At 62.1% G+C, this 20,610-nt stretch carries 15 protein-coding genes; 3 read left to right on the top strand and 12 right to left on the bottom strand.

Translation table 11 applies throughout. The annotated features are described in order from the left end of the window. The first annotated feature begins 4 nt into the window (after positions 1–4). A complete protein-coding gene (locus MKK04_RS21730; protein ID WP_063913282.1) occupies positions 5–706 on the top strand; it encodes a lipopolysaccharide kinase InaA family protein in 702 nt (233 codons plus the stop codon). Then, the gene (locus MKK04_RS21725; RefSeq protein ID WP_063913281.1) at positions 703–936 is read left to right on the top strand and encodes a hypothetical protein; all 234 of its coding nucleotides are present in this window, start codon (positions 703–705) and stop codon (positions 934–936) included. The genes MKK04_RS21730 and MKK04_RS21725 overlap by 4 nt, the downstream gene beginning before the upstream one ends. A gap of 167 nt (positions 937–1,103) precedes the next feature. Here MKK04_RS21725 and MKK04_RS21720 read toward each other — a convergent pair whose 3' ends face one another. From MKK04_RS21720 to MKK04_RS21670, 11 genes are all read right to left on the bottom strand, one after another. Next, a complete protein-coding gene (locus MKK04_RS21720; protein WP_207834571.1) occupies positions 1,104–4,148 on the bottom strand; it encodes a multidrug efflux RND transporter permease subunit in 3,045 nt (1,014 codons plus the stop codon). A gap of 12 nt (positions 4,149–4,160) precedes the next feature. Continuing rightward, positions 4,161–5,309: an efflux RND transporter periplasmic adaptor subunit gene (locus MKK04_RS21715; protein WP_207834573.1), complete on the bottom strand. Its 1,149-nt coding sequence runs from the start codon at positions 5,307–5,309 to the stop codon at positions 4,161–4,163. A 233-nt stretch (positions 5,310–5,542) separates the two neighbouring features. Continuing rightward, entirely contained in the window at positions 5,543–6,640 is a 1,098-nt protein-coding gene (locus tag MKK04_RS21710) for a DUF1513 domain-containing protein (protein WP_207834575.1), read from the bottom strand. A 2-nt stretch (positions 6,641–6,642) separates the two neighbouring features. Continuing rightward, the gene (locus MKK04_RS21705; protein WP_207834578.1) at positions 6,643–7,707 is read right to left on the bottom strand and encodes an imelysin family protein; all 1,065 of its coding nucleotides are present in this window, start codon (positions 7,705–7,707) and stop codon (positions 6,643–6,645) included. Between the two features lie 20 nt (positions 7,708–7,727). Then, positions 7,728–9,155 (bottom strand): di-heme oxidoreductase family protein, encoded by a 1,428-nt coding sequence (locus tag MKK04_RS21700; protein ID WP_241105972.1) that lies wholly within the window; start codon positions 9,153–9,155, stop codon positions 7,728–7,730. A gap of 196 nt (positions 9,156–9,351) precedes the next feature. After that, positions 9,352–10,689 carry an imelysin family protein gene (locus tag MKK04_RS21695; protein ID WP_207834582.1) on the bottom strand — a complete coding sequence of 446 codons (1,338 nt, stop codon included), beginning with the start codon at positions 10,687–10,689 and terminating at the stop codon, positions 9,352–9,354. 157 nt (positions 10,690–10,846) lie between these two features. Then, complete coding sequence (locus MKK04_RS21690) at positions 10,847–12,901, bottom strand: putative bifunctional diguanylate cyclase/phosphodiesterase (RefSeq protein ID WP_207834585.1); 2,055 nt, start codon at positions 12,899–12,901, stop codon at positions 10,847–10,849. Between the two features lie 425 nt (positions 12,902–13,326). After that, positions 13,327–14,295 carry a TauD/TfdA family dioxygenase gene (locus tag MKK04_RS21685; RefSeq protein WP_144171236.1) on the bottom strand — a complete coding sequence of 323 codons (969 nt, stop codon included), beginning with the start codon at positions 14,293–14,295 and terminating at the stop codon, positions 13,327–13,329. Positions 14,296–14,324: 29 nt separating this feature from the next. Continuing rightward, complete coding sequence (locus MKK04_RS21680) at positions 14,325–15,062, bottom strand: TSUP family transporter (RefSeq protein ID WP_043935892.1); 738 nt, start codon at positions 15,060–15,062, stop codon at positions 14,325–14,327. 190 nt (positions 15,063–15,252) lie between these two features. Then, positions 15,253–17,709, bottom strand: coding sequence for a membrane-bound PQQ-dependent dehydrogenase, glucose/quinate/shikimate family (locus MKK04_RS21675; RefSeq protein WP_207834587.1), 2,457 nt, complete (start codon positions 17,707–17,709; stop codon positions 15,253–15,255). Between the two features lie 212 nt (positions 17,710–17,921). Beyond that, the gene (locus tag MKK04_RS21670; protein ID WP_015271681.1) at positions 17,922–18,824 is read right to left on the bottom strand and encodes a GntR family transcriptional regulator; all 903 of its coding nucleotides are present in this window, start codon (positions 18,822–18,824) and stop codon (positions 17,922–17,924) included. 93 nt (positions 18,825–18,917) lie between these two features. Between MKK04_RS21670 and MKK04_RS21665 the strand changes: the two genes are divergently transcribed. After that, complete coding sequence (locus MKK04_RS21665) at positions 18,918–19,667, top strand: hydroxypyruvate isomerase family protein (RefSeq protein WP_054573318.1); 750 nt, start codon at positions 18,918–18,920, stop codon at positions 19,665–19,667. Positions 19,668–19,785: 118 nt separating this feature from the next. Here MKK04_RS21665 and MKK04_RS21660 read toward each other — a convergent pair whose 3' ends face one another. Continuing rightward, complete coding sequence (locus MKK04_RS21660) at positions 19,786–20,382, bottom strand: superoxide dismutase (RefSeq protein WP_039612983.1); 597 nt, start codon at positions 20,380–20,382, stop codon at positions 19,786–19,788. Between the last annotated feature and the right edge of the window lie 228 nt (positions 20,383–20,610).

Raw genomic sequence — 20,610 nt, 5'->3', positions numbered from 1 at the left:
TTTGATGGCTGTAGCCCAGAAAGGGGAGTCGCGGTTCGATTTTTACTGGCGCCAGCAGGGCGAGTGGGTCGAGGAGCCTAACCAGCGCCGTGGTGGCGAGAGTGGTGTGCAACGCCTCAACGATGGCAATGGCAAGCTGCTGTATGCCAAGCGCCAGGTCGGGCATATCTACCGGAGCCTGCTGCACCCTTTCGGTCGGCCAACCGTATTGCGTGAACTCGATGCGCTGAACAGCTTCGAGCAACTGGGCGTGCGCGTACCGCGCATCGTCTTCTGTGGCGCCGAGCGTGATGCCGACCACCAGTGGCGTGCGCTGCTGGTGAGCGAAGCACTCGACGGTTTCGTCGAGCTCGACACCTGGCATGCCGAAGGTGCCCGCGAGCGTTACCCGCAGGTGGTGCATGAGCGCATGCTCAAGGACCTGGCGGACAACCTGGCGCGGATGCACCTGGGGCACTGGCAGCACGGCTGCCTGTATGGCAAGCACGTGTTCATCAAGGTAATTGGCGAGGGTGAGCAGGCTCGGGTCGAAGTCGCGCTGCTGGACCTGGAAAAGTGTCGGCGACGTATCAGCTGCCAGCGCGCGGCGGGCAATGACCTGCGCCAGCTGCGCCGCCATTCGTCGATCAATGACGCAGAATGGCAAACCCTGCTCTACTTTTACCAGATGGCGTTTGGCAGCGCTGTCAAAGGGTTAGGGCAATGAAACTAGAAATAGCTCGAGCTTTGTTCCTGGTAGCTGGCCTGGCGGTGACCACCGTGGCGGTGGCCGCCTGGGAAGAGCCGAGGCCGACAGTGTTCAGCAAGGCCGAGACGGCTGACCAGTGCGCGTTGCCGCGGGAAGTGAAACCGCAGCAACAGGCCGAGGTCGCGCCGGATCAGGACCTGCTGCTATTCCTGTTCGGCATGCGCCAGGGGTTGCGGCCGTTCGGTTGAACCCGGTGTAGATGGATGCCAGAGGCCTCGCGATTGCGGGGCCTCTGGCATTTTTGCTTCTGCATTGCCGGCCTCTTCGCGGGTAAACCCGCTCCCACAGGTACTGCACCAATTTCGGATACCGGTGCCGTACCTGTGGGAGCGGTTTTACCCGCGAAGAGGCCGGTTCAGGCAACCGATGTCTGTCTGGCCACCTCTTTGTGCGCCAGCAAGGTGTAGATACAAGGCAACACAAACAGGGTGAACAGCGTGCCAATCGACATCCCGGTCGCAATCACCGTGCCGATGTCAAAACGGCTGACCGCCCCCGCCCCGGTCGCCAGGATCAGCGGCACCATGCCGAACACCATCGCTGCCGTGGTCATCAGCACTGGTCGCAGGCGAATCGCCGCGGCTTCCTCGATCGCTTCGCGCACGCTCAGGCCGCGTTCCTCACGCAACTGGTTGGCAAACTCGACAATCAGGATGCCGTGCTTGCTGATCAGCCCGATCAGCGTCACCAGCCCGACCTGGGTGTAGATGTTCATGCTCGATACGCCGAGGAACAGCGGCAGCAGCGCGCCACAGATCGACAACGGCACGGTCACCAGAATCACCAGCGGGTCGCGGAAGCTTTCAAATTGCGCCGCCAGCACCAGGAAGATGATTGCCAACGCCAGGCCGAAGGTCACCCACAGCGCACTGCCTTCCTGCACGTACTGGCGGGCCACGCCGGCATAGTCGAAGGCGAAGCCTTCCGGAGCCTCTTCGCGGGCGATGCCCTGCACGGTCTGCAGTGCCTCGCCCAGGCTGACCATGGGCACGCCCTGGATGATCGCCGAATTCAGCTGCTGGAACTGGTTGAGCTGGCGCGGACGGGCGCGGTCGGTGAGGGTGATCAGGGTCGATAGCGGCAGCAACTGGCCCTGGTCGTTCTTCACGTAGTAGTTGTTCAGCCAGCCGGGGTTATCGCGGTACGGCCGCTCGACCTGGGCAATCACCTTGTAGCTGCGGCCTTCGAGGGTGAAACGGTTGATTTCCGCTTCGCCCAGCAAGGTCGCCAGGGTGCCGCCCAAGGTGTCCATCGACACCCCCATCTGCGCCGCCTTGGCCCGGTCGATGTCCACCACCACCTCGGGTTTGTCGAAGGCCAGGTCGATGTCGAGGAAGGCGAACTTGCCGGACTCCTGGGCGCGGGCCTTGATGCGCTGAGCCACATCCAGCAGTGCCGGGTAGTCGCCAGCGCTGTTGATCACGAACTGGAATGGCAGGCCCTCGCCGGTGCCGGGCAGCGACGGCAGGTTGAAGCCGAAGATCTGCAGGCCGCTGATTTCCTCAAGCTTGCTCTGCACCAGCGGCAGCAGTTCCATCTGCGTGCGCTCGCGCTCGTTCCAGGGCTTGAGCAGGAAGCCGCCGATGCCGGTCTGCACGCCATTGAAGCCGTTGATCTGGAATGACGAGTAATACTCCGGGAACGCCTTGAACAGCGGAGTGAATTGGTCGGTGTAGGCGTTGAGGTAATCAAGGTTGGCCGGCTGCGGCGAGCTGCTCATCATGAAGATCACCCCCTGGTCCTCGTTGGGCGCCAGTTCGTTCTGGGTGAACTTCAGCAGCACCGGGATCAGGCACAGGATGATCACGGCGAACACCAGCACCACTGGCCGGCTGTCGAGGGTAGCGTGCAGCAGGCGCTGGTAGCGCACCTTCAGGCGTTCGAACAGCACGTCCAGGCGATGGGCCAGGCCGCTGGGGTTCTGCTCCTGGCGCAGCAGCAGGGCACACATCATCGGCGACAGGGTGAGGGCAACGATGCCGGAGATGATCACTGCACCGGCCAAGGTCAGGGCAAACTCCTTGAACAGTGCGCCGGTGAGCCCGGTAAGGAAGCCGATCGGCGCATACACTGCCGCCAGGGTAATGGTCATGGACACCACCGGCATGGCGATTTCCCGGGCGCCCTCAAGGGCCGCGTCGAACGGCGATTTGCCTTCTTCCATGTGCCGGTGGATGTTCTCCACCACGACAATCGCATCGTCCACCACCAGGCCGATGGCCAGCACCATGGCCAGCAGGGTCAGCAGGTTGAGCGAGTAGCCCATCATCTGCATGAAGAACAGCACGCCGATCATCGACAGCGGGATGGTCACCACCGGGATCAGCACCGAGCGCAGGGCACCGAGGAACAGGAACACCACCACGATGACGATCAGTACCGCTTCGCCGAGGGTCTTGATCACTTCGTCGATGGAGGCCTGGATGAACAGCGTGGCGTCGTAGGCGATCGATACCTTCAGCGCCGAGGGCAGCTGGCTTTCCAGCTCGGGCATGATACGCCGGACTTCCTTGATGACGTCCAGCGGGTTGGCGGCCGGTGTAGCCTTGATGCCGATGTACACCGATGGGGTGCCGTCGAACGAGCTGACCGTGTCGTAGTTTTCCGCACCCATCTCGACCCGCGCCACATCGCCCAGCAACACGCGGCTGTCGCCACTGGTCTTGACCGGTAGCGCGGCGAACGCTTCGGCCGACTTCAGTTCGGTGCTGGCGTTGATGCTGGTGACCACGTATTCGCCCTTTACCTCACCGGCCGCGGAGAGGAAGTTGTAGCGGCGTACGGCATTGGTCACGTCGGTGGCCGACAGGCCGAAGCCTGCCAGTTTCACCGGGTCGATCCAGATGCGCATGGCGAACACCTGGTTGCCGAGGATCTCCGCTTCGGCCATGCCCGGCAGGGTGGCCAGCTTGGGCTGGATCACCCGCGACAGGTAGTCGGTGATTTGCGGGTTGCTCATCTCCTTGCTGTAGAAACTGATGTACATCAGCGCCGAGGCATCGGCGGCTTCCTTGCTCAGTACCGGGTCTTCCGAGTCCTGGGGCAGCTTGTTGCGCACTTCGTTGGCCTTGGCCAGCAGCTCGGTGAACAACCGGTCGCTGTCAGCGCCGATACGTGCGTAGATGGAAATGATCGAGAAGTTCTGCCGGCTCACCGAGGTCATGTAGTCGATGCCTTCGGCGCTGGCCAGGCTTTGCTGCAGCGGCTGGGTGATATAGCCCTGGATGGTCTCGGCGTTGGCACCGGGGTAGGCAGTGGTCACCGTGATCAGGGCGTTTTCCATTTGCGGGTACTGGCGGATCTGCAGCTTGTTCCAGGCCTGGAAGCCCAGCAGCAGGATCAGCAGGCTGACCACGCTGGCCAGCACCGGGCGGCGGATGAACGGGTCGGTGAACGCCATGCCAGCCTCCTGTCAGTCCTTGCCCGGCGCGCCCTGTGCGGGCTTGAGGGCTTTGTCCTGGCCAATGCGGATTGCGGCGCCGGGGGTGAGCTTCAGTTGGCCGGCGGTGACCACCTGTTCCCCCGCCTGCAGGCCCTTGCTGACCACCACCACGCCGTCACGGCGCTCGCCGGTCTGCACCGTGCGCTGCTCGGCGGTGAGCTGCGGCTGGCCCTTGTCGTCGTTTTCCGGCTTGCCGTCCTTGTCCTTCTTCGGCGTGGCGACGTACACCGAGTTGCCATACAGGGTGTAGGTGATGGCGCTTTCCGGCACTACCACCTGTGGCTGCGGGTTGGGCAGCAGAATCAGCAGGCTGGCGAACATGCCCGGCAGCAGCTTGCCGTCCGGGTTGGCCATGGTTGCGCGCACCAGCAGGTTGCGCGTGGTTTCCTCGACCTTGGGGTTGATGGCGCTGAGGCTGGCGGGGAAGGTCTGGCCCGGGTAGGCGGCCACCTGCACCAGTACCTGCTGGCCCAGGCTGAGGTGTGGTAGAGCCTGTTCCGGTACGTTGAAGTCGACGTAGAGGCTGGATGTGTCCTGCAGGGTGGCGATCACCGTGCCGGCGGCCAGGTAGTCGCCAACGTCCACCTGGCGAATACCGATGGTGCCGCTGAACGGGGCGCTGATGCTTTTCTTGGTCTTCGATGCCTTGAGCTGGTCGACCACCGCCTGGTTCCGTCGGTACTGGGCGGTGAGGCGGTCAAACTCGCCGCGGGAGATGGCCGAGTCGCCGACCAGCTGGCTGCCACGGCCGAAATCGACCTTGGCCAGGCCCAGGTCGGCCTGGGCGGTGCCGAGCAGGGCGGTTTCCTGGTCGTCATTGAGCTGCAGCAGCAGCTGCCCGGCCTTTACCTGCTGGCCCGAGTCGAAGTGCAGGGCTTTGACGATGCCTTCCACCTCCAGGCTCAGCTCCACGCCCTGTAGCGCCTTGAGGCTGCCGACGGCGGGCAGGCGCTCTTGCCACGGGCGCTGTTCGGCCAAGGCGGCCGCCACGGTGATGGGCGGCTTGGGGGCAGTGAAGATCTGGATCTGCTGGTAGATCGAAAAGGCTTTGTAGCCCCCCAGGGCCAGCACGATCAGCAGAACCACGGCCAACATGATGAGCATGCGGCGGCGCAGCATAGGTCCGGTTCCTTGGATGCGGTTGTTATTCGCTTGGACACGACAACGGGCGATCCTGCCCACGTGTGAATGGGGGAAGTATTGACTGTTTTTTGTTGGATGGAGGGATAAATGCCTGTGAGGGCCCCTTCGCGGCTAAAGCCGCTCCCACAGGGACCGCGCAGTCAGTGGGTTGCGCGGTTCCTGTGGGAGCGGCTTTAGCCGCGAAGGGGCCAGTACAGCCAACCCGAAAATCAGACGAGATGCAGGTGGTTGTCCCAGAAACCGGACGGCAGGTTCATCGGCTGCCCGACCAGCTCGGCCTTGCGGCAATCATAGAACCGGCAACGGCCCTGCCCGGAGGTGACGACAAAACCGTCCTGCACCGCGCCCACCCCCGCACAATCGGGCATTGGCGCATCCAGCCGTACCGCGCCACTGTCCAGGTCCCAGATGAACAGGCGATTGGCCCGTGGCGCGGTCAGCGCTACCAGCCGCAGCTCACTGTGGATAGCCACGCTGGCGGTGTACTGGGCCATGGCCTGCAACTGCCGCTCCGGCACCGGGAAGGCCTTGAACGGCTCGCCCGGGCGCTTGATTGCCAGCAGTTCGGCGGTTTCATCGGCATCGCCCATGAACTGTTGGCAGGCGGCGATCGTGCCATCGCTGCCCACCGCCAGGTGGCGCACGCTGTTCATCTGCTGGGCCAGGGTTTCCTTGCTCAGCAGGGTACCGTCGCGCTGCATCAGCACCAGGCTCGGTTCCATGGCGTCGAGGTTCATCTCCACCCGGCTTTCGGCTTCGGTGCGGATACCACCATTGGCCACGATCAGCGTCTCGCCGTCCGGCAGCCAGGCCACTTCGTGCGGGCCGATGCCGTGGGTCGGAATCTCGCCGCTATGCACCAGGCGCTCGCCCTCGAAGCGGTATACACCGAGTACGCCACGCCCCGGGTCGGTGGTGTCGTTCTCGGTGGCATACAGCCATTCGCCACCTTTGTGGATGACCGCGTGGCCGTAGAAGTGCCGGTTCGGCTGCGAGGTGACGGTCTGCAGCAGGCGCCCGTCGCGCAGGTCGACCAGGTAGCTTTCAGTGCCGGGCCGGCGGGCGACGAACAGGGCGATCGGTAGTTGCGGGTGATGGATGATGGCATGGCAACGTTGGGCGACCTGGGTGCTGAACACCGGGGTGCCGTCCAGGCGGAACCCGACCGCATAGTGCTTGCCGTCGCCGTCGTCACGCGCCGACAGCAGCAGGGGCTCGCTGCCTTTGTTGCGGAACAGGCTCCAGCCGCCCAGGGTGAGGGCGCTGAGCAATACGCTACCGAGTTTGAGGGCCTGGCGTCGCAGCATGATCAGTCACCGTCGTTGGCATTGAAGCCCAGCTGGATGTTCAACGCCTTGGCCAGGTCGCCTTCGTGCAGGCGGTGGACGGCGTTGAGGCTGTCGTAGATCTGGTTCAGGGTTTGCTGGCCGGCGTCGTCGGCCAGCAGCTCGCCCAAGGTCTTCTGGTTGTCGGCCAGCAGTTTGAGCGAGGCAGCGTAGGCGGCGTCGATCTTGTCCGCCAGGGCTTTCTGATCGCTGGACAGCAAGCCGCGCAGGCCTCGGTTGTCGACCCCGACCCAGACCGCTTCGGCGGCCTTGAGGCTGGCCTCCAGGCTCTTGAGCGAGCTGTGGCTGCGCCAGGCTTCGGCCTGCAGTGGCTGCGGGATACCCTTGCTCTGGCGGCCCATCGGTGCACCGAGCTTTTTCTTCAGGCTGTCCAGGGCGGTGACCTGGGCGCGCAGCAGGTCGGCGATGGCCTCGTGGGAATCGGCGTAGCGCTGGTTGGGGAACTTGGTCATCTGCGAGAGCATGCCGTCGGTGCTGTTCCAGCCCTTGAGGATCTCTTCGGCCAGGGCTTTCTGGTGTTCAGCGATGGCCACCAGCAACGGGCAGTAGCGGGCTTTCTGCTCGGCAGTGGCGATATCCGGCTTGCTGTCGAAGAGGATGTACTCGTAGGCCGACAGGCCACGTACCACCACGCTGGCCTTGCCCAGGGCCGCGGCATCGACCGGCTGGTCGGCGTTGACCAGCTGCTCGACCTGGCGGCCGACCAGGTTCTTCTTGTCGGGCCAGAACTGTACCTGCCAGGCACGGTTGCCTTCGGCCAGCGGGCCGACCAGCAGCGGTTGCAGCTCGGCCCAGGCCTTTTGCGCGTTGAGGAAGTCGGTACGGGCCTTGTCCAGGGTTTCCTTGCCTTCGCAGTAGGCCAGGGCGCTGGCGGCCAACGTGCGGTCGGCTTCGACCCAGCGGCTGTAGGTAGGCAGGATCACCTGCTTGGCGATGGCAGCGGAGGTCACGGCTTGCGGGTCCTGCGGCGAGCAGGCGCCGAGGGCGAGTGCGGCGAGGCTGGTGAACAACAGTTTGGGTCGGAACATGCCCGGCTCCTATGCGCTTTTTAAAGTGAGTTCAGGAACGCCAGCAACGCGGCACGTTGCCCGGCATTGAAAGTGAGTACGAAATTGCGTGCCGCCTCGGCCTCTCCTCCGTGCCAGAGCACGGCTTCGAGCAGGTTGCGGGCGCGGCCGTCGTGCAGGAACTGGCTGTGCCCACTGACCGTTTCGCTCAGGCCGATGCCCCACAGTGGCGGGGTGCGCCAGTCCTGGCCGTTGGCGGCGAACTCGGTGCGCTCGTCGGCCAGGCCCGGGCCCATGTCATGCAACAGCAGGTCGCTGTAGGGGCGGATCAGCTGGTTGGCCAGCTCCGGCTCGGCGGCATTGGCGGCGGTGGTGAACTGCGGCGTATGGCAGCCCTGGCAGCCGGCCTGGTAGAACAGGTTCTTGCCCGCCAGCACCTGCAGCGAGCCCACATCGCGGCGGGCCGGCACGGCCAGGTTGCGGGTGTAGAAGGTGACCAGGCGCAGGATGTTGTCGCTGACTTCCTTCTCGTCACCGGCACCGTTGCCGTTGGGCGCGGCCAGGCAGTCGGCCTGCGCCGCGGTGCAGTCGTCGTTGGGCAGCAGGGTGGTGGTCAGGCCCATGTCGCCGGCAAAGGCGTGCACGTTCTGCTGGTTGACGTTGGGCTGCCCGGCCTTCCAGCCGAAGCGGCCGACCACGGTCTTGCCCTGGGCGTCGTCCCACACCCGGTTGGCCCGGCCGCGGATGCCGTCGCGGTTACGGTCGTCGGGGTCTTCGTTGGCCAGCAGGTCGGCTTCGGGGATGGCTTCGAGCAGGCCCAAGCCGATCATTGGCGGCGCCACCCGCGCCGAAAAGCGCGTGTCGGGGTGCATCACGCCATAGCCAAGCTGGGTGATCTGCAGGGCCGGCTTGCGCAGTTCGACCTGGTGGCCGTCCTTGAACGACACCTTTTCGCTGGTATAGCTCACCCGCACCTTGCCTTCTGGCGTCACGCCCGGGATGGCCATGTCCTGCAGCTGGGTGCCATAGACCGGTTCCGGCACCACGCCGAGGCGCTCCACCACCTTGGCCAGGTAGGGCTGGTCGGGGATTGACAGGCGTACCAGCATCGATACGGCATTGCTGTCGTCCGGTTCTGGCGGGTGGCCGCGGCCGTCACGTACGTGGCAGTTCTGGCAGGCATTGGTGTTGAACAGCGGGCCCAGGCCGTCACGTGCGGTGGTGGTGGACGGGGCGATTACCCAGGGGTTGCGGAAGAAACTGTTGCCGACGGCGAAGTCCAGGCGCCGCTCGGGCGAGAGGTTGGCCGAGGGCAGGGAATAGGCATTGCGGTCAGTGCGCTGCACGGTGGCGTTGCCGCCCGACAGCGCTTCGCCGGGCTCGGCCTGGGTGAAACGCGGGGCGTCGTCACAGGCGGCGAGGGCAAAGGCCAGCAGCAGGGGGGAGAGTCGGGACAGCGACAAGGACATCGAGAATCCTGGGCGTGAGCGAAAAACCGGCGTGCAAGCTTAGCAGGGTGGGGGAGTTTGAATAAGAGCAATTTGCAATTGCTGGATGAAATCGGTGTCAGTTGGCCATGGTTTGTGGGTGCCTGGTCGGGCCCAATCGCCGGCAAGCAAAAAAGGCGACCCGAAGGCCGCCTTTTTCAGAACCGCTACAGCAGGATCAGAACTCGTGATCCGCGGTATCCGGGTTCAGGTTGGCAATACCCAGCTTGCCCGCGGCCTGCTCGATCGCACCGGTCTGCTTGACCAGGGCGGCAATGGCGTCGCGTACGATCTGGTTGCCGGCAGCGTTGTCGGCCGCGATCAGCTGATCGTAGTGCTCGCCCTTGAGGGCGTGGTCGACGATCACCTGGATCTTGGCTTCGGTGGCTTCGAGGTCGGCCTTGAGGGTGGCGTCGGCGGCCGGGTCGACCTTGGCCACCAGTGACGACAGGCTCGGGCCGGTCACCTTGGTGCCGTCCGGGCGGGTGTACTCGCCCAGGTAGACGTTGCGGATACCCTTGGCGTCGTAGAAGTGCGAGTAGTGGGTGTTGTCGCTGAAGCAGTCCTGCTCGTCTTCCGGCGAGTTGGCTTCCAGCGAAACCTTCATGCGCTCGCCAGCCAGTTCGCCCAGCGACAGGCTGCCCATGCCGAACAGCATCTTGCGCAGGCCGTCGTTGACCGGCTCGGCTTCCAGCTTGGCTCGGTAGTTGTCTGCCACGTTGGGTGCCCAGTTGCCGACCATCTCTTCGAGGTCCTTGACCAGCAGGTCGGTGGCTGCTTTCAGGTAGGCACGGCGGCGGTCGTTGTGGCCGCCGGTGGCGCCCTTGCCTTCCAGGTAGTCCGACGCAGGGCGGTTGCCAGCGCCCGGGCCGGTGCCGTTCAGGTCCTGGCCCCAGAGCAGGAACTCGATGGCGTGGTAGCCGGTGGCAACGTTGGCTTCGGAGCCGCCCAGCTCGTTCAGGCTGGCCAGCTTCTCGGGGGTGATGTCCTTGACATCGACCTTCTCTTCGCCCACCTGGATCTCGGTGTTGGCGATGATGTTGGCGCTGGCCGCCGGGTTGCCCAGAGCGTGCTCGTAGCTCTTGTCGACGTAGTCGATCAGGCCTTCGTCCAGCGGCCAGGCGTTCACCTGGCCTTCCCAGTCGTCGATGATGGTGTTGCCAAAGCGGAAGGCTTCGGTCTGCAGGTACGGAACGCGCGAGGCGAACCAGGCTTCCTTGGCGGCCTTCAGGGTTTCGTCGTTGGGCTTGGCCAGGAACGCGTCGACCGCGGTCTGCAGGGCCTTGGCGGTGCTCAGCGAGTCGCTGTAGACGGTGTAGACCAGCTCGGCGTAGTGCTTGACCACGGCTTTGCCGGCAGCTTCGTCGACAGCCCCGGGCGCTGCAGCGGTGGTGCTGGCGGCAGCAGGTGCCTGGGCTTGCGGCGCGGCGGCCTTGTCGTCCTTGCCTTCACCGCAACCGGCGAGAGCGATGGCAATGGCCAGCAGACTGGCGGAGGCCAGAGGCATTCGAATCATTATTGGTTTTCCTGCATCGTGTGGTTGGACCAAGGGGTGGACCGTGCGCCGTGGCACGCGAAACCACAACATCATGCGAAAGATTTGCATTTGCTGTAAAGGGGCGGGCGTGCAATTCGGGTAAATGCCGGTCACGGCCTGTAACCGGGCAGGCGGTTCAGAACATCGAAACCTGGTTGCGCTGCGCCTGCTTGAGGAAGTTGGTCAGCTCACGGGCCGACAGCGGCTTGCTGTAGTGGTAGCCCTGGCCTTCGTGGCAGCCCTGGGCGACGATGTAGGTTTCCTGTTCGGCGGTTTCCACGCCTTCAGCGATCACCTGCATCCCCAGGCTCTTGCCCAGCTGGATGATGGCGCGAACGATGGTGGCGTCATCATCGTCGTCCAGCAGGTCCTGGACGAAGCTCTTGTCGATCTTGATCTTGTCCAGCGGCAGCGATTTCAGGTAGCTGAGCGACGAGTAGCCGGTGCCGAAGTCGTCGATGGCAATCAGTGCTCCGGAGCGGCGCAGGCTCAGCAGGTGCTGGGCGGCGGTGCTGATGTCTTCCATCAGGCCGGTCTCGGTGACTTCCAGCTCCAGGCTGCGTGGCGGCAGGCGGTAGGCCTGCAGCAGGTTGTTGACCACCCGCGGCAGTTCGTTGTGGTGCAGCTGTACGGTGGACAGATTGACCGCCATGCGCAGGTCGCTGAAGCCCATGTCGTGCCATTCGCGCAGCTGCCGGCAGGCCTGGTCGAGCACCCACTCGCCGATGCTGATGATGCTGCCGTTCTGTTCGGCGAGGGGGATGAACTGATCTGGCGGCACCATGCCCAGCTCCGGGTGCTGCCAGCGCAGCAGTGCCTCGACACCAACCACGCTGTGGTCGCGGTAGCTGATCTGTGGTTGGTACACCAGGTACAGCTGGTTGCGCGCCTGGGCTTCGCGCAGGTCCTTTTCCAGCTCGCGACGGCGGCGCATCTCGCTGTCGACGCTGGCGATGTAGAACTGGTAGCGGTTGCGCGAACGGGCCTTGGCCAGGGTCATGGTCTGTTCGGCTTTCTGCAGCAGCTTCTCGGTGCTGTCGCCGTCTTCCGGGAACAGGGTGATGCCGATGGTGGCGCGTAGGCGGATCTGCTGGTGGTGGTCGAGGTCGAACGGCACTTCCAGGTCGTCGAGGATACTCTGTGCCAGCTCGGCCGCCTCGTAGGGCTGCTCGATATTGGCCTGTACCAGGGCGAACTGGTCACCGCCCAACCGTGCCAGGGCGCCCAGGCGGCCGCTGTGGGCGCGCAGGCGGTCGGCCAAGGCCAGCAGCAGCTGGTCGCCGACCTGGTAGCTGAACTGCTCGTTGATGCCCTTGAAGTCGTCCAGGCCTACGCATAGCACCGCCACACGGTGTTGCAGGCGGCCGCCGTCGACGAGGATCTTGTCCAGTTGCTGCTGCAACTGCTGGCGGTTGGGCAGGCCTGTGAGGAAGTCGTACTGCGCCATGCGTTGCAGGCTGTTTTCCGCTTCATGGCGCAGGTGGGTATTGCGCTCGATCGAGGCCAGCAACTGGTTGGCGGTGTTTACCCACAAGCCCAGTTCGTTCTTCTCGTGGCCCTTTAGCAGCGGCAGTTGGTGCTGGCTGGGGCGGTCGGGGTTGATCTGGGTAAGGTGCTCGATGATCTTCGACAGCGGTTTGGTCAGTAGCCAGTGGTAGACCAGGTACAGCACCAGGCCCATGGCCAGGGCCCGCAGCACACCGGAAATGAAGATGATCACGGCGTTGATCAGAAAGTCTTCGCCGTAGGACGAGGTGTCGAGGGTGATGCTCAGGTCGCCATAGTATTCGCTGTAGGGGCCGCGGCCGACCAGTTGCGTGGTGTAGGTACGTTCCTGGCCGAGGATAAGGTCGGTCAGCCAGCGCATGGGCGTGTCCTGCAGCGGGCGGGACTTTTCTGCCAGCATGGTTTCGTTGGGATGGCCGATGGACGCCATGCGTACCGATTCGTCCTGGAACAGGCCTTCCATCACCTGCATGCCCATTTCGCGGTCCAGGCTATATACCGCCTGGGTCGAGGGGTCGCGGAACATGTCGAGGATGCGCTGGGCATCGTTGTTCACGGCCTGGCGGGTCTTGTAGGTGTCGTAGACGATTTGCGCACAGCTGAGCACGACACCGACCGCCAGCGCCGACAGCAGCACGACCCTGAGCAACTTGACCGACAAGCTGTTCCGCAATTCCAGCTTCAATGGGGTTTCCTTAATCCATACGCATGGCATCATTTTGCCATCAACGATGACGATACACTATCGGCCGACCATTAGTAGTGTATCGGTTGCCTGACCCCGCAACTTGAATGCGCTGTATCAATCTTCCAGAGGTTTGATGTTAGCGTGGTATGCGGGTTGAGCAAGCATTTTGCGGGTGGGGCGCAGGTGAAAACTGTGCAGGCCACTTCGCGGGCAAGCCCGCCCCCACAGGCATTGCACATTCTTCGAACAGTGTAAAGCCTGTGGGAGCGGACCGGGATTTGCTCGCCGCTGGAGAAGCGGACGGATCCCTGCGATGAAAGGCAACCACCTGTGTACGCATGCAGACGAGCACAGCATCCGCCATCAGGCAGGCACTGTGAAGGCACGCGTTATCGGGCAGTTACAGTAGTGCGGGGAAAGGGTTATTGGCGATTGGCACTGCTGGCCGGCCATTGTTCAAGTTCGGCACAGGGCGGGGTCAGGAACATGTCCGACTGAAACCGAATCCCGCAACTGTAATCGATGAAGGCAGGCGCGTTCTCGGCGGCGGCAATATTGTATTTCTGGAACGGCAACATGGCCCTGCGCACCGGCGACTGGTTGAGAATATTCTTGAATACCATGCTGGTGTCATCGGCAATCCACAGCCGACGGACTTTTCTTTTCATGTTGCCGTCAGTGAACTGGTGGCGTGCATGCAATACTCGCAAGTTGTCCATGACCAGGATTTCGCCGGGTTCCAGGCTAATGTTGGTGATGTAGTCCGGGTTGGTTGAATATTTATCCTGGATATATTGGAAGGCGGAACTGGCCCATTCCGGACTGAACGCAGTGCTGTCATAGCGGTAGCGAATACGCAGTTTGTTCTCGTTGACCTTTTCGAAGACAGAACAATCGATCGACAGAAGGTCATCACGGCAGTACGTGACACTGCCACTGGTCATCAGGATCTTCAGGATGTCGGGATGATTCACCAGCAGGTCATTATAAATGCGTTGCCCATCCACCAGGAAGTTATCACCGCCAAACTGCGGTTTGGAAACGCACTGCAGAATGACGTATTTGGGCGGGGTAATCTTCCTGGCAACCCCATCGATATACGCCATGCCATTGAGGAACGAGCCATCCGTATGGGGATAGAAGTCGCTCGACAGTTCGCCGTGGTAGTCGTCCCTGAACGCTTGCCAGTCCTTGTTGATCGGATCGCCGCCGCCGACCACGCCAGTCTTGTCGGATTTGGTATGGAACTGGATCAGGCCGAACCGGCCTGCCACCGCGCGAAAGGCCTCGAGCGAATCGTCCTCGGGGTTGATTACACAATATCCATGTTCATGAAGAAAAGTCGAGATCCCCTGGGTGTCCTTGGAATCAAACTTTTTACGCGCGATCATTTCAAACTCCTTGTTTGAATGGATGAAGCTCAGACGTTTTGAATAAAATGGTCCACAATCATTTTCAAACCGAAGAACGTCACCCCGGCTTTAAGCAGGATGGCGCCAACACGTTGCGATATTCGATTTCGAAGAAAGCCGCCCAGGTAGGAACCGGCGGTGGAGGCGGTGATCATGATGATGATCAACTGGGCATAGTCCATGAAGGCAAAGCCGGCAAAGACAAAGGCAGCTACTTTCAGACCGTGCAATACACTCATCTGCATGGCGTGGGTGACGATGACCTGATCCTTGTTGATGTTCATCCTCATCAGGATCGGCTGGGAAATAAGCCCGGTGACGGCAACGAACAGTGATAGAAACGTTTGCAGGAAGCCAACGATGGCAAAGTTTTTCAGGACAAAGCCGAGCGAGGCGACCAGCTTGGTCCAGGTAATCGCCAGGATGAAGATGCCGAGAATCAACGACAGGTACTTTTCCGGGAAATGCCCAATGAAGAAGTAACCGATGGCTGCCCCTGAAAGGCAGCCGATGACATAACGCGGGAGAATCTCGATTTTTGCGTGCTTGTAATCGAAGGCGAAGCGGCTGCCGTTGCTGACCATCTGAATCAGGCCATGCACCGGCACAACGGCAGAAATGGGCAGGAACTGCGGCATGACTGCCAATAGGCCAATCCCGCCGCCTACGCCGATAGCGGCAGTCATCAAAGAAGTTAGAAAGCTGACGCCCACCAAAACATATAGGCCAGCGGATAGTTCAAACATTGTCACTCCTGTCTGATTGACATGAATTCAAGCGGGCACTTCTGTACCGCAGTTGCTCGTTGCTGTTTGTGGCGCGCACGCAGCCACCCGACGGCGCACGGCGCGCCATCGGCTGTCGATGATTGGTTGATAGCGGGTATGTCAGCGCCTGGCTTTCAGTGCCGAGCAGCGCCTTTACGCAGCGGGCGCGCTATTTCTCCGGCAGCGCCCAGGCAATGATGCTGTCACCCAGCTTGGTCGGAATCCGGTCATGCCCGCCGACCACGGCAACAACGTACTGCCGCCCTTCGCTCATGTAGGTCAGGGGCGAAGCCTGGTTGCCGGCCGGTAGGCGCTCCTCCCACAGCAATTCACCACTTTCGCTGTTGTAGGCGCGCATGAAACGGTCGATGGCAGCGCCAATGAAGGTCACGCCTCCTGCTGTAGCCACGCCAGTGGCGTCGCTCGGAGTGCCGATTTCGAAGCGCAGTTTCGAGGCGATGCCCAAGGGCCCACTGTCATAGCCGGTGCCGAACGGGCGGCTCCAGCGCACTTCACGTGTGCGCAGGTCGATAGCGGAGATGAACCCCCAGGGTGGTGCGATGCACGGCTGTTCCAGCGCTGACATCCATGGGTCCTTGATTGCCCCGAACGGCAGACCGGCCTGGACGCGGAACCCCTGGTTATTGCCTGGCGACTCCTGGAACGACTTGGCATTGATCGCATCGAGCTGCTCCCGTGGAACCAGCCCCTGCATGTACGGCAGCCGCTGGTTGTTGATGATCAGCAGGCCTCGTTGCAGGTCCACCATCACCCCGCCCCAGTTCAGGCCGCCGTGATGGCCGGGGAAGATCAGGCTTTGCTGGCCGACCACCGGTGGCGTAAAGATCCCTTCGTAACGCGCCTGGCGAAACTCGATGCGGCATTGCAACTGATCGAACGGCGTCAGGCCCCAGGCATTGGTTTCGTTCAGCACTTCCGGGGTTTTCGATGGGCGGCCCATGGTGCTCGGCATGCCCGGTGACAGCGGCTGCGTGGCCGCGGTGTAGTCCCCAGGGGCCGTGCCTTGCGGGACGGCAGCCTGCACGACATCGACCAGCGGTTCGCCGGTGGCGCGGTCGAGGACGAACAACTGGCCTGATTTGGTGGCTTGAATGACTGCCGGGCGTGGGCCGCTGCTCGTGGGGAAATCGATCAGCGCCGGTTGTGGGCTCAGGTCGTAGTCCCAGAGGTCGTGATGGACGGTCTGGAAATGCCATTTGACCTTGCCGGTGAGCGCATCCAGGGCCACCAGTGAAGAGCTGAACTTGTCTTCCTGTTCGGTACGGGTACCGCCATAGAAGTCGCCTGCAGCATTGCCGGTGGTGATGTAGACCAGCCCCAGTTCGTCGTCGGCGGAAATCGGCGCCCATGAGTTGGGCGTGCTGAGCGTATAGGTTTCATCGGCGTCGGCAGGCGCAGTGCTGTCGGGGCGACCGAGGTCCCAGGCCCACTTCTGTTTGCCGCTGACTGCGTCGTAGGCGCGAACCACACCTGACGGCGCCGGGCGCACATCCGAGTCAAGCACCCGGCCACCGGTAATGACCACACCGCGGATTACCAATGGTGCAGAAGTGATGCCGGTGGAGCCTTTGCGGAACGTGCCCAGGCCGTCCTTGAGGTCGGCAAAGCCTGCCGTGCCGAAATCTGGGCAGGCCTGCCCGGTGAGCGCATCAACTGCACCCAGGCGGATGTCGTTGGTGCCCCAGATGATGCGTTTGGCGCACAGGCCACTGGCATTGGGTACTTCGTAGTACGAGACACCACGGCAATAGGCACCACCGTTGGCGAAATAGTCCGGGTCGACTTTCGAGTCGTAGCGCCAGTTCTCCTTGCCGGTAGTGGCGTTCAACGAAATGATGATTTGCTTGGGCGTGCAGGTATACAGCGAGTCGCCAACCTTGATTGGCGTGGCCTCGTTCAGATACTTGGTTTTTTCGCCAGGCTGTTTCACATCGCCATGATGATACTCCCAGGCCTTGACCAGGCCGGAAACGTTGCTTGGGGTAATCTGCGCCGCAGCGGAATAGTGGTTGCCGAGGTTGGAGCCGGCATAGGCGGTCCAGTTGGTCTTGTCGTGGGACGCGGCGACATTGGCGTCCGGTGAGGTCACAGTACTGCGGCTGAAGGGTTGCTGTGTATGCGCGGTGATAGCGGGCGAGTCGGCCAGGTGAACGGTGTTGGGGAAGAACAGCGGTGTCAGGATGGTGGCCGCCATCAGCAGCGGCAGCCCCCCCATGATGCTGAAATACAGTGCCTTGTTGACTTTGGCAAAGTCGCGCCGGACAAGAGGCCAGAAGGCCAGAAAGATCACACTGAGAAGTACCAGCCATGCCAGACGTGGGATATAGGCCCAGCCGTTGTAGCCGGATTCCCAGATTGCCCAGCCGTAGGTGGCCAGGGATGCTGCACCGTAGAGATAGATGCCGAGCGACTTCTTCAGGCCCATGAGTGCGGCTGACAGCAGCAATGCGGTACCCATCATTGCGTAGTAAGGCGAGCCGCCGGCACTGACCAGCGTGCTTCCCTGACAGGCCAGCGTCAGGCCAAGCAGGGCCAGCAGAATCGTGTACACCCCGAACAGCAGGCTGGAGACCCCCGTCCCGTTAGCCAACGTTCCTTGTTTCATTGCAATCATCCCTGTGTGATTCGGTGCCACAGTGCGTCCGAGCGGCGCGCATAATTGCTTATTCTTGCAATGAAATACAATAAGTGGCGCGAAATTTACTCCTGGCGCTGAATCTCAGGGCGGTTTTGTATCTTGCGTGAAAAGAAGGCAATGTCTAAGCTGCCTTCCCTGATCTGAACGCGCGGGTAATGAAAGGTAGGCGGGGGAAGGGGTTACGCCTGCTGGCTTTCCAGCAAGGCATCCTGACGGGTCTTGAGCCGGCCGACTTCGTCCAGATGTTTCCAGAGAAACTGAGCGGCTTCTTCACGCCGACCGGACTCGATCAAGTCGAGCAGGTGCAGGTGCTCCAGGCATTGCGTCATCAGGCGACTGCGGTCGACGTTGGCTTTGTAGCTCATGAAGCGTCTGAGCTGGTTTTGCCGGCGTATGGCATCTATGAAGAAGAGATTGCCCGAGCACTGCACGATCATTTCGTGAAACTGGGCGCCAATTTCGAACAGTTGGGCACGTGACAGCTGGTGAATTTCGCCGTCGAGCATGGCCTGCTGTTGCTCCCGGGCTTTGGCAAATGCGGCCTGGTTGACCTTGTAGCCTGGCTCGCGCAGTGCGGCCGGCTCGATGGCCATGCGGAAGCGGTAGCTCTGGATGTGGGTCTGGGCGTTGTGTACGAATTCGTTAAGGCTCCAGCCTTGCCCGGGCTTGCGCTCGACCATGGCTTCGCTGGCCAGCCGGTTGAGGACCTTGAGCAGTTGCCCGCGGGGCACGGAGTAGCGTCGCAGTAATTGGGCCTCAAAGAATTCGGCAGGGACTTCCCCGCTGAGGATGTCGTCCACCACGCGCAGGTAGAAGTCTTCGAATGGGTCGCAGGTGGGCGGTACAGTGGTTTCCTGGATCTGCCCGGCGTCCTGTTTCAGAAAGTAGCCGCGATTGGGCTCCTGCACCGCGATGTTCCACTCGGCGAGCAGGGCAAATACCCTGCGAATGGGGGAGCGGGAGACATCGAAGGCTTGGGCGAAGGTCTGCTCGCGCAATGGCTCGCCGGCCTTCATCGACCGGGCGCGGATCATCTCGATGACGCGAGGGGCCAGCTGCAGGGCGAGATCTTTCTTTATCACAGGCTGTATTCCGAATGGTTATCTTCAGTCGATCCAGCAGATTCGGGTCGGACTGGGGGCAGGAAAATACCACACACGGATGGATCTATACGCATGCTCAAATTCAATGCTCATCTCGGCTTCCAGTTCAATGAACTGCCTTTTCTGCAGCGTATCGAAGCCGCTGCCGCCGCCGGATTTCGTGCGGTGGAATTCCCGTCGCCCTATGAATTCGATGCGAGTTTGTTGGCTGATCAACTGGCGCAATATGGGTTGCCATTGGTCCAGTTCGCTGCGCCGGCTGGCGTTTCCAAGGGTATTGCCGCGGTGGCGGGCAAGGAGCCCGAGTTCCGTGACGGGTTACGCCAGGCCGTCAGCTATGCCCGCGCACTGGCGTGTGCGGATGTGCACCTGATGTCCGGGGTAACCCATGAGGATGGCGCCGACAAGGTGTATGCGAGCAACCTGGACTATGCCGTGAAGTATTTTGAAGACCAGGGGCTGCGGCCATTGATCGAGGTGATCTGCACGCAGGCAATGCCGGGGTATTACATGTCCGACTTCGGCAAGGCGCAGCGGGTACTGGAGGCGCATCCCGGTATGGGGCTGATCCTTGATCTTTATCATGCACAGTTGCTGACCGGAAATGCTGCCGATGTGCTGGCGCAGTTCTTTGAGCGGACAGTGCATGTGCAGGTGGCCGACTGCCCGGGGCGGCATCAGCCGGGGACGGGGCAGATGGATGTTGCAGGGTTGCTGGCGGCGCTGGAGCAGCGCGGGTATGCAGGGTGGGTTGGATGTGAGTATCGGCCTACGGGTGCCACTGTAGATAGCCTTGGCTGGCTTGATCGGTACGTTTCCTGAAAATACGGCGTTCTGGCCCCTCGCATGCCCCGAAAAAAAATCCGATACCAGAGGACTGGCATCGGATTTTCGAAGAGCCCCGGCGTGGCGCCGGGGTTCTGTCTCAAGGCTGGATGACTCAGGCCTTGAAGGTCTTGCCTTCGAACTGTTCGGCAACGAAGGCCCAGTTGACCAGGTTCCAGAATGCCTCGACGTACTTGGGACGCAGGTTGCGGTAGTCGATGTAGTAGGCGTGTTCCCAGACGTCGCAGGTCAGCAGCGGGGTGTCGCCGCTGGTCAGCGGGCAGCCGGCGCCGATGGTGCTGGCCAGGGCCAGGGAACCGTCAGCCTTCTTCACCAGCCAGCCCCAGCCGGAACCGAAGGTGCCAACCGAGGTCTTGGTGAACTCTTCCTTGAACTTGTCGAAGGAACCGAAAGCGGCGTTGATGGCGTCAGCCAGGGCACCGGTCGGCTGGCCACCGGCGTTTGGTGCCAGGCAGTTCCAGTAGAAGGTGTGGTTCCAGACTTGAGCGGCGTTGTTGAAGATGCCGCCCGAAGAGGTCTTGACGATCTCTTCCAGGGTCTTGCCTTCGAATTCGGTGCCTGGGACCAGGTTGTTCAGGTTCACGACATAGGTGTTGTGGTGCTTGTCGTGGTGATACTCCAGGGTTTCCTTGGAGATGTGCGGCTGCAGGGCATCGTGGGCGTACGGCAGCGGCGGCAATTCAAAAGCCATGGTGGATCTCCTGATTCAGGTCTGTTTGCGGTTTGCGCAAGGCCGATCACGGGCGGCCCGATGAGCGTCGGCGAGTTTGTACTCTTTGCGACGCAAGGGCTGGATCATAGCACCGGGCCCGGCGCATAACCACGCAACAAAGATAGGGAATAGAGGTTCCAGAGCGGGTGGGGCGTGCCGACCGGTGGTGCTCGGCTTACCCCTTGTGGCGCCTGTGAGATCGAGCGC

This window comes from Pseudomonas sp. LS.1a (assembly GCF_022533585.1).
GTDB lineage: Bacteria > Pseudomonadota > Gammaproteobacteria > Pseudomonadales > Pseudomonadaceae > Aquipseudomonas.
Note: the sequence above shows the minus strand (reverse complement) of the source record. Positions and strands in the feature narration are given on the sequence as shown.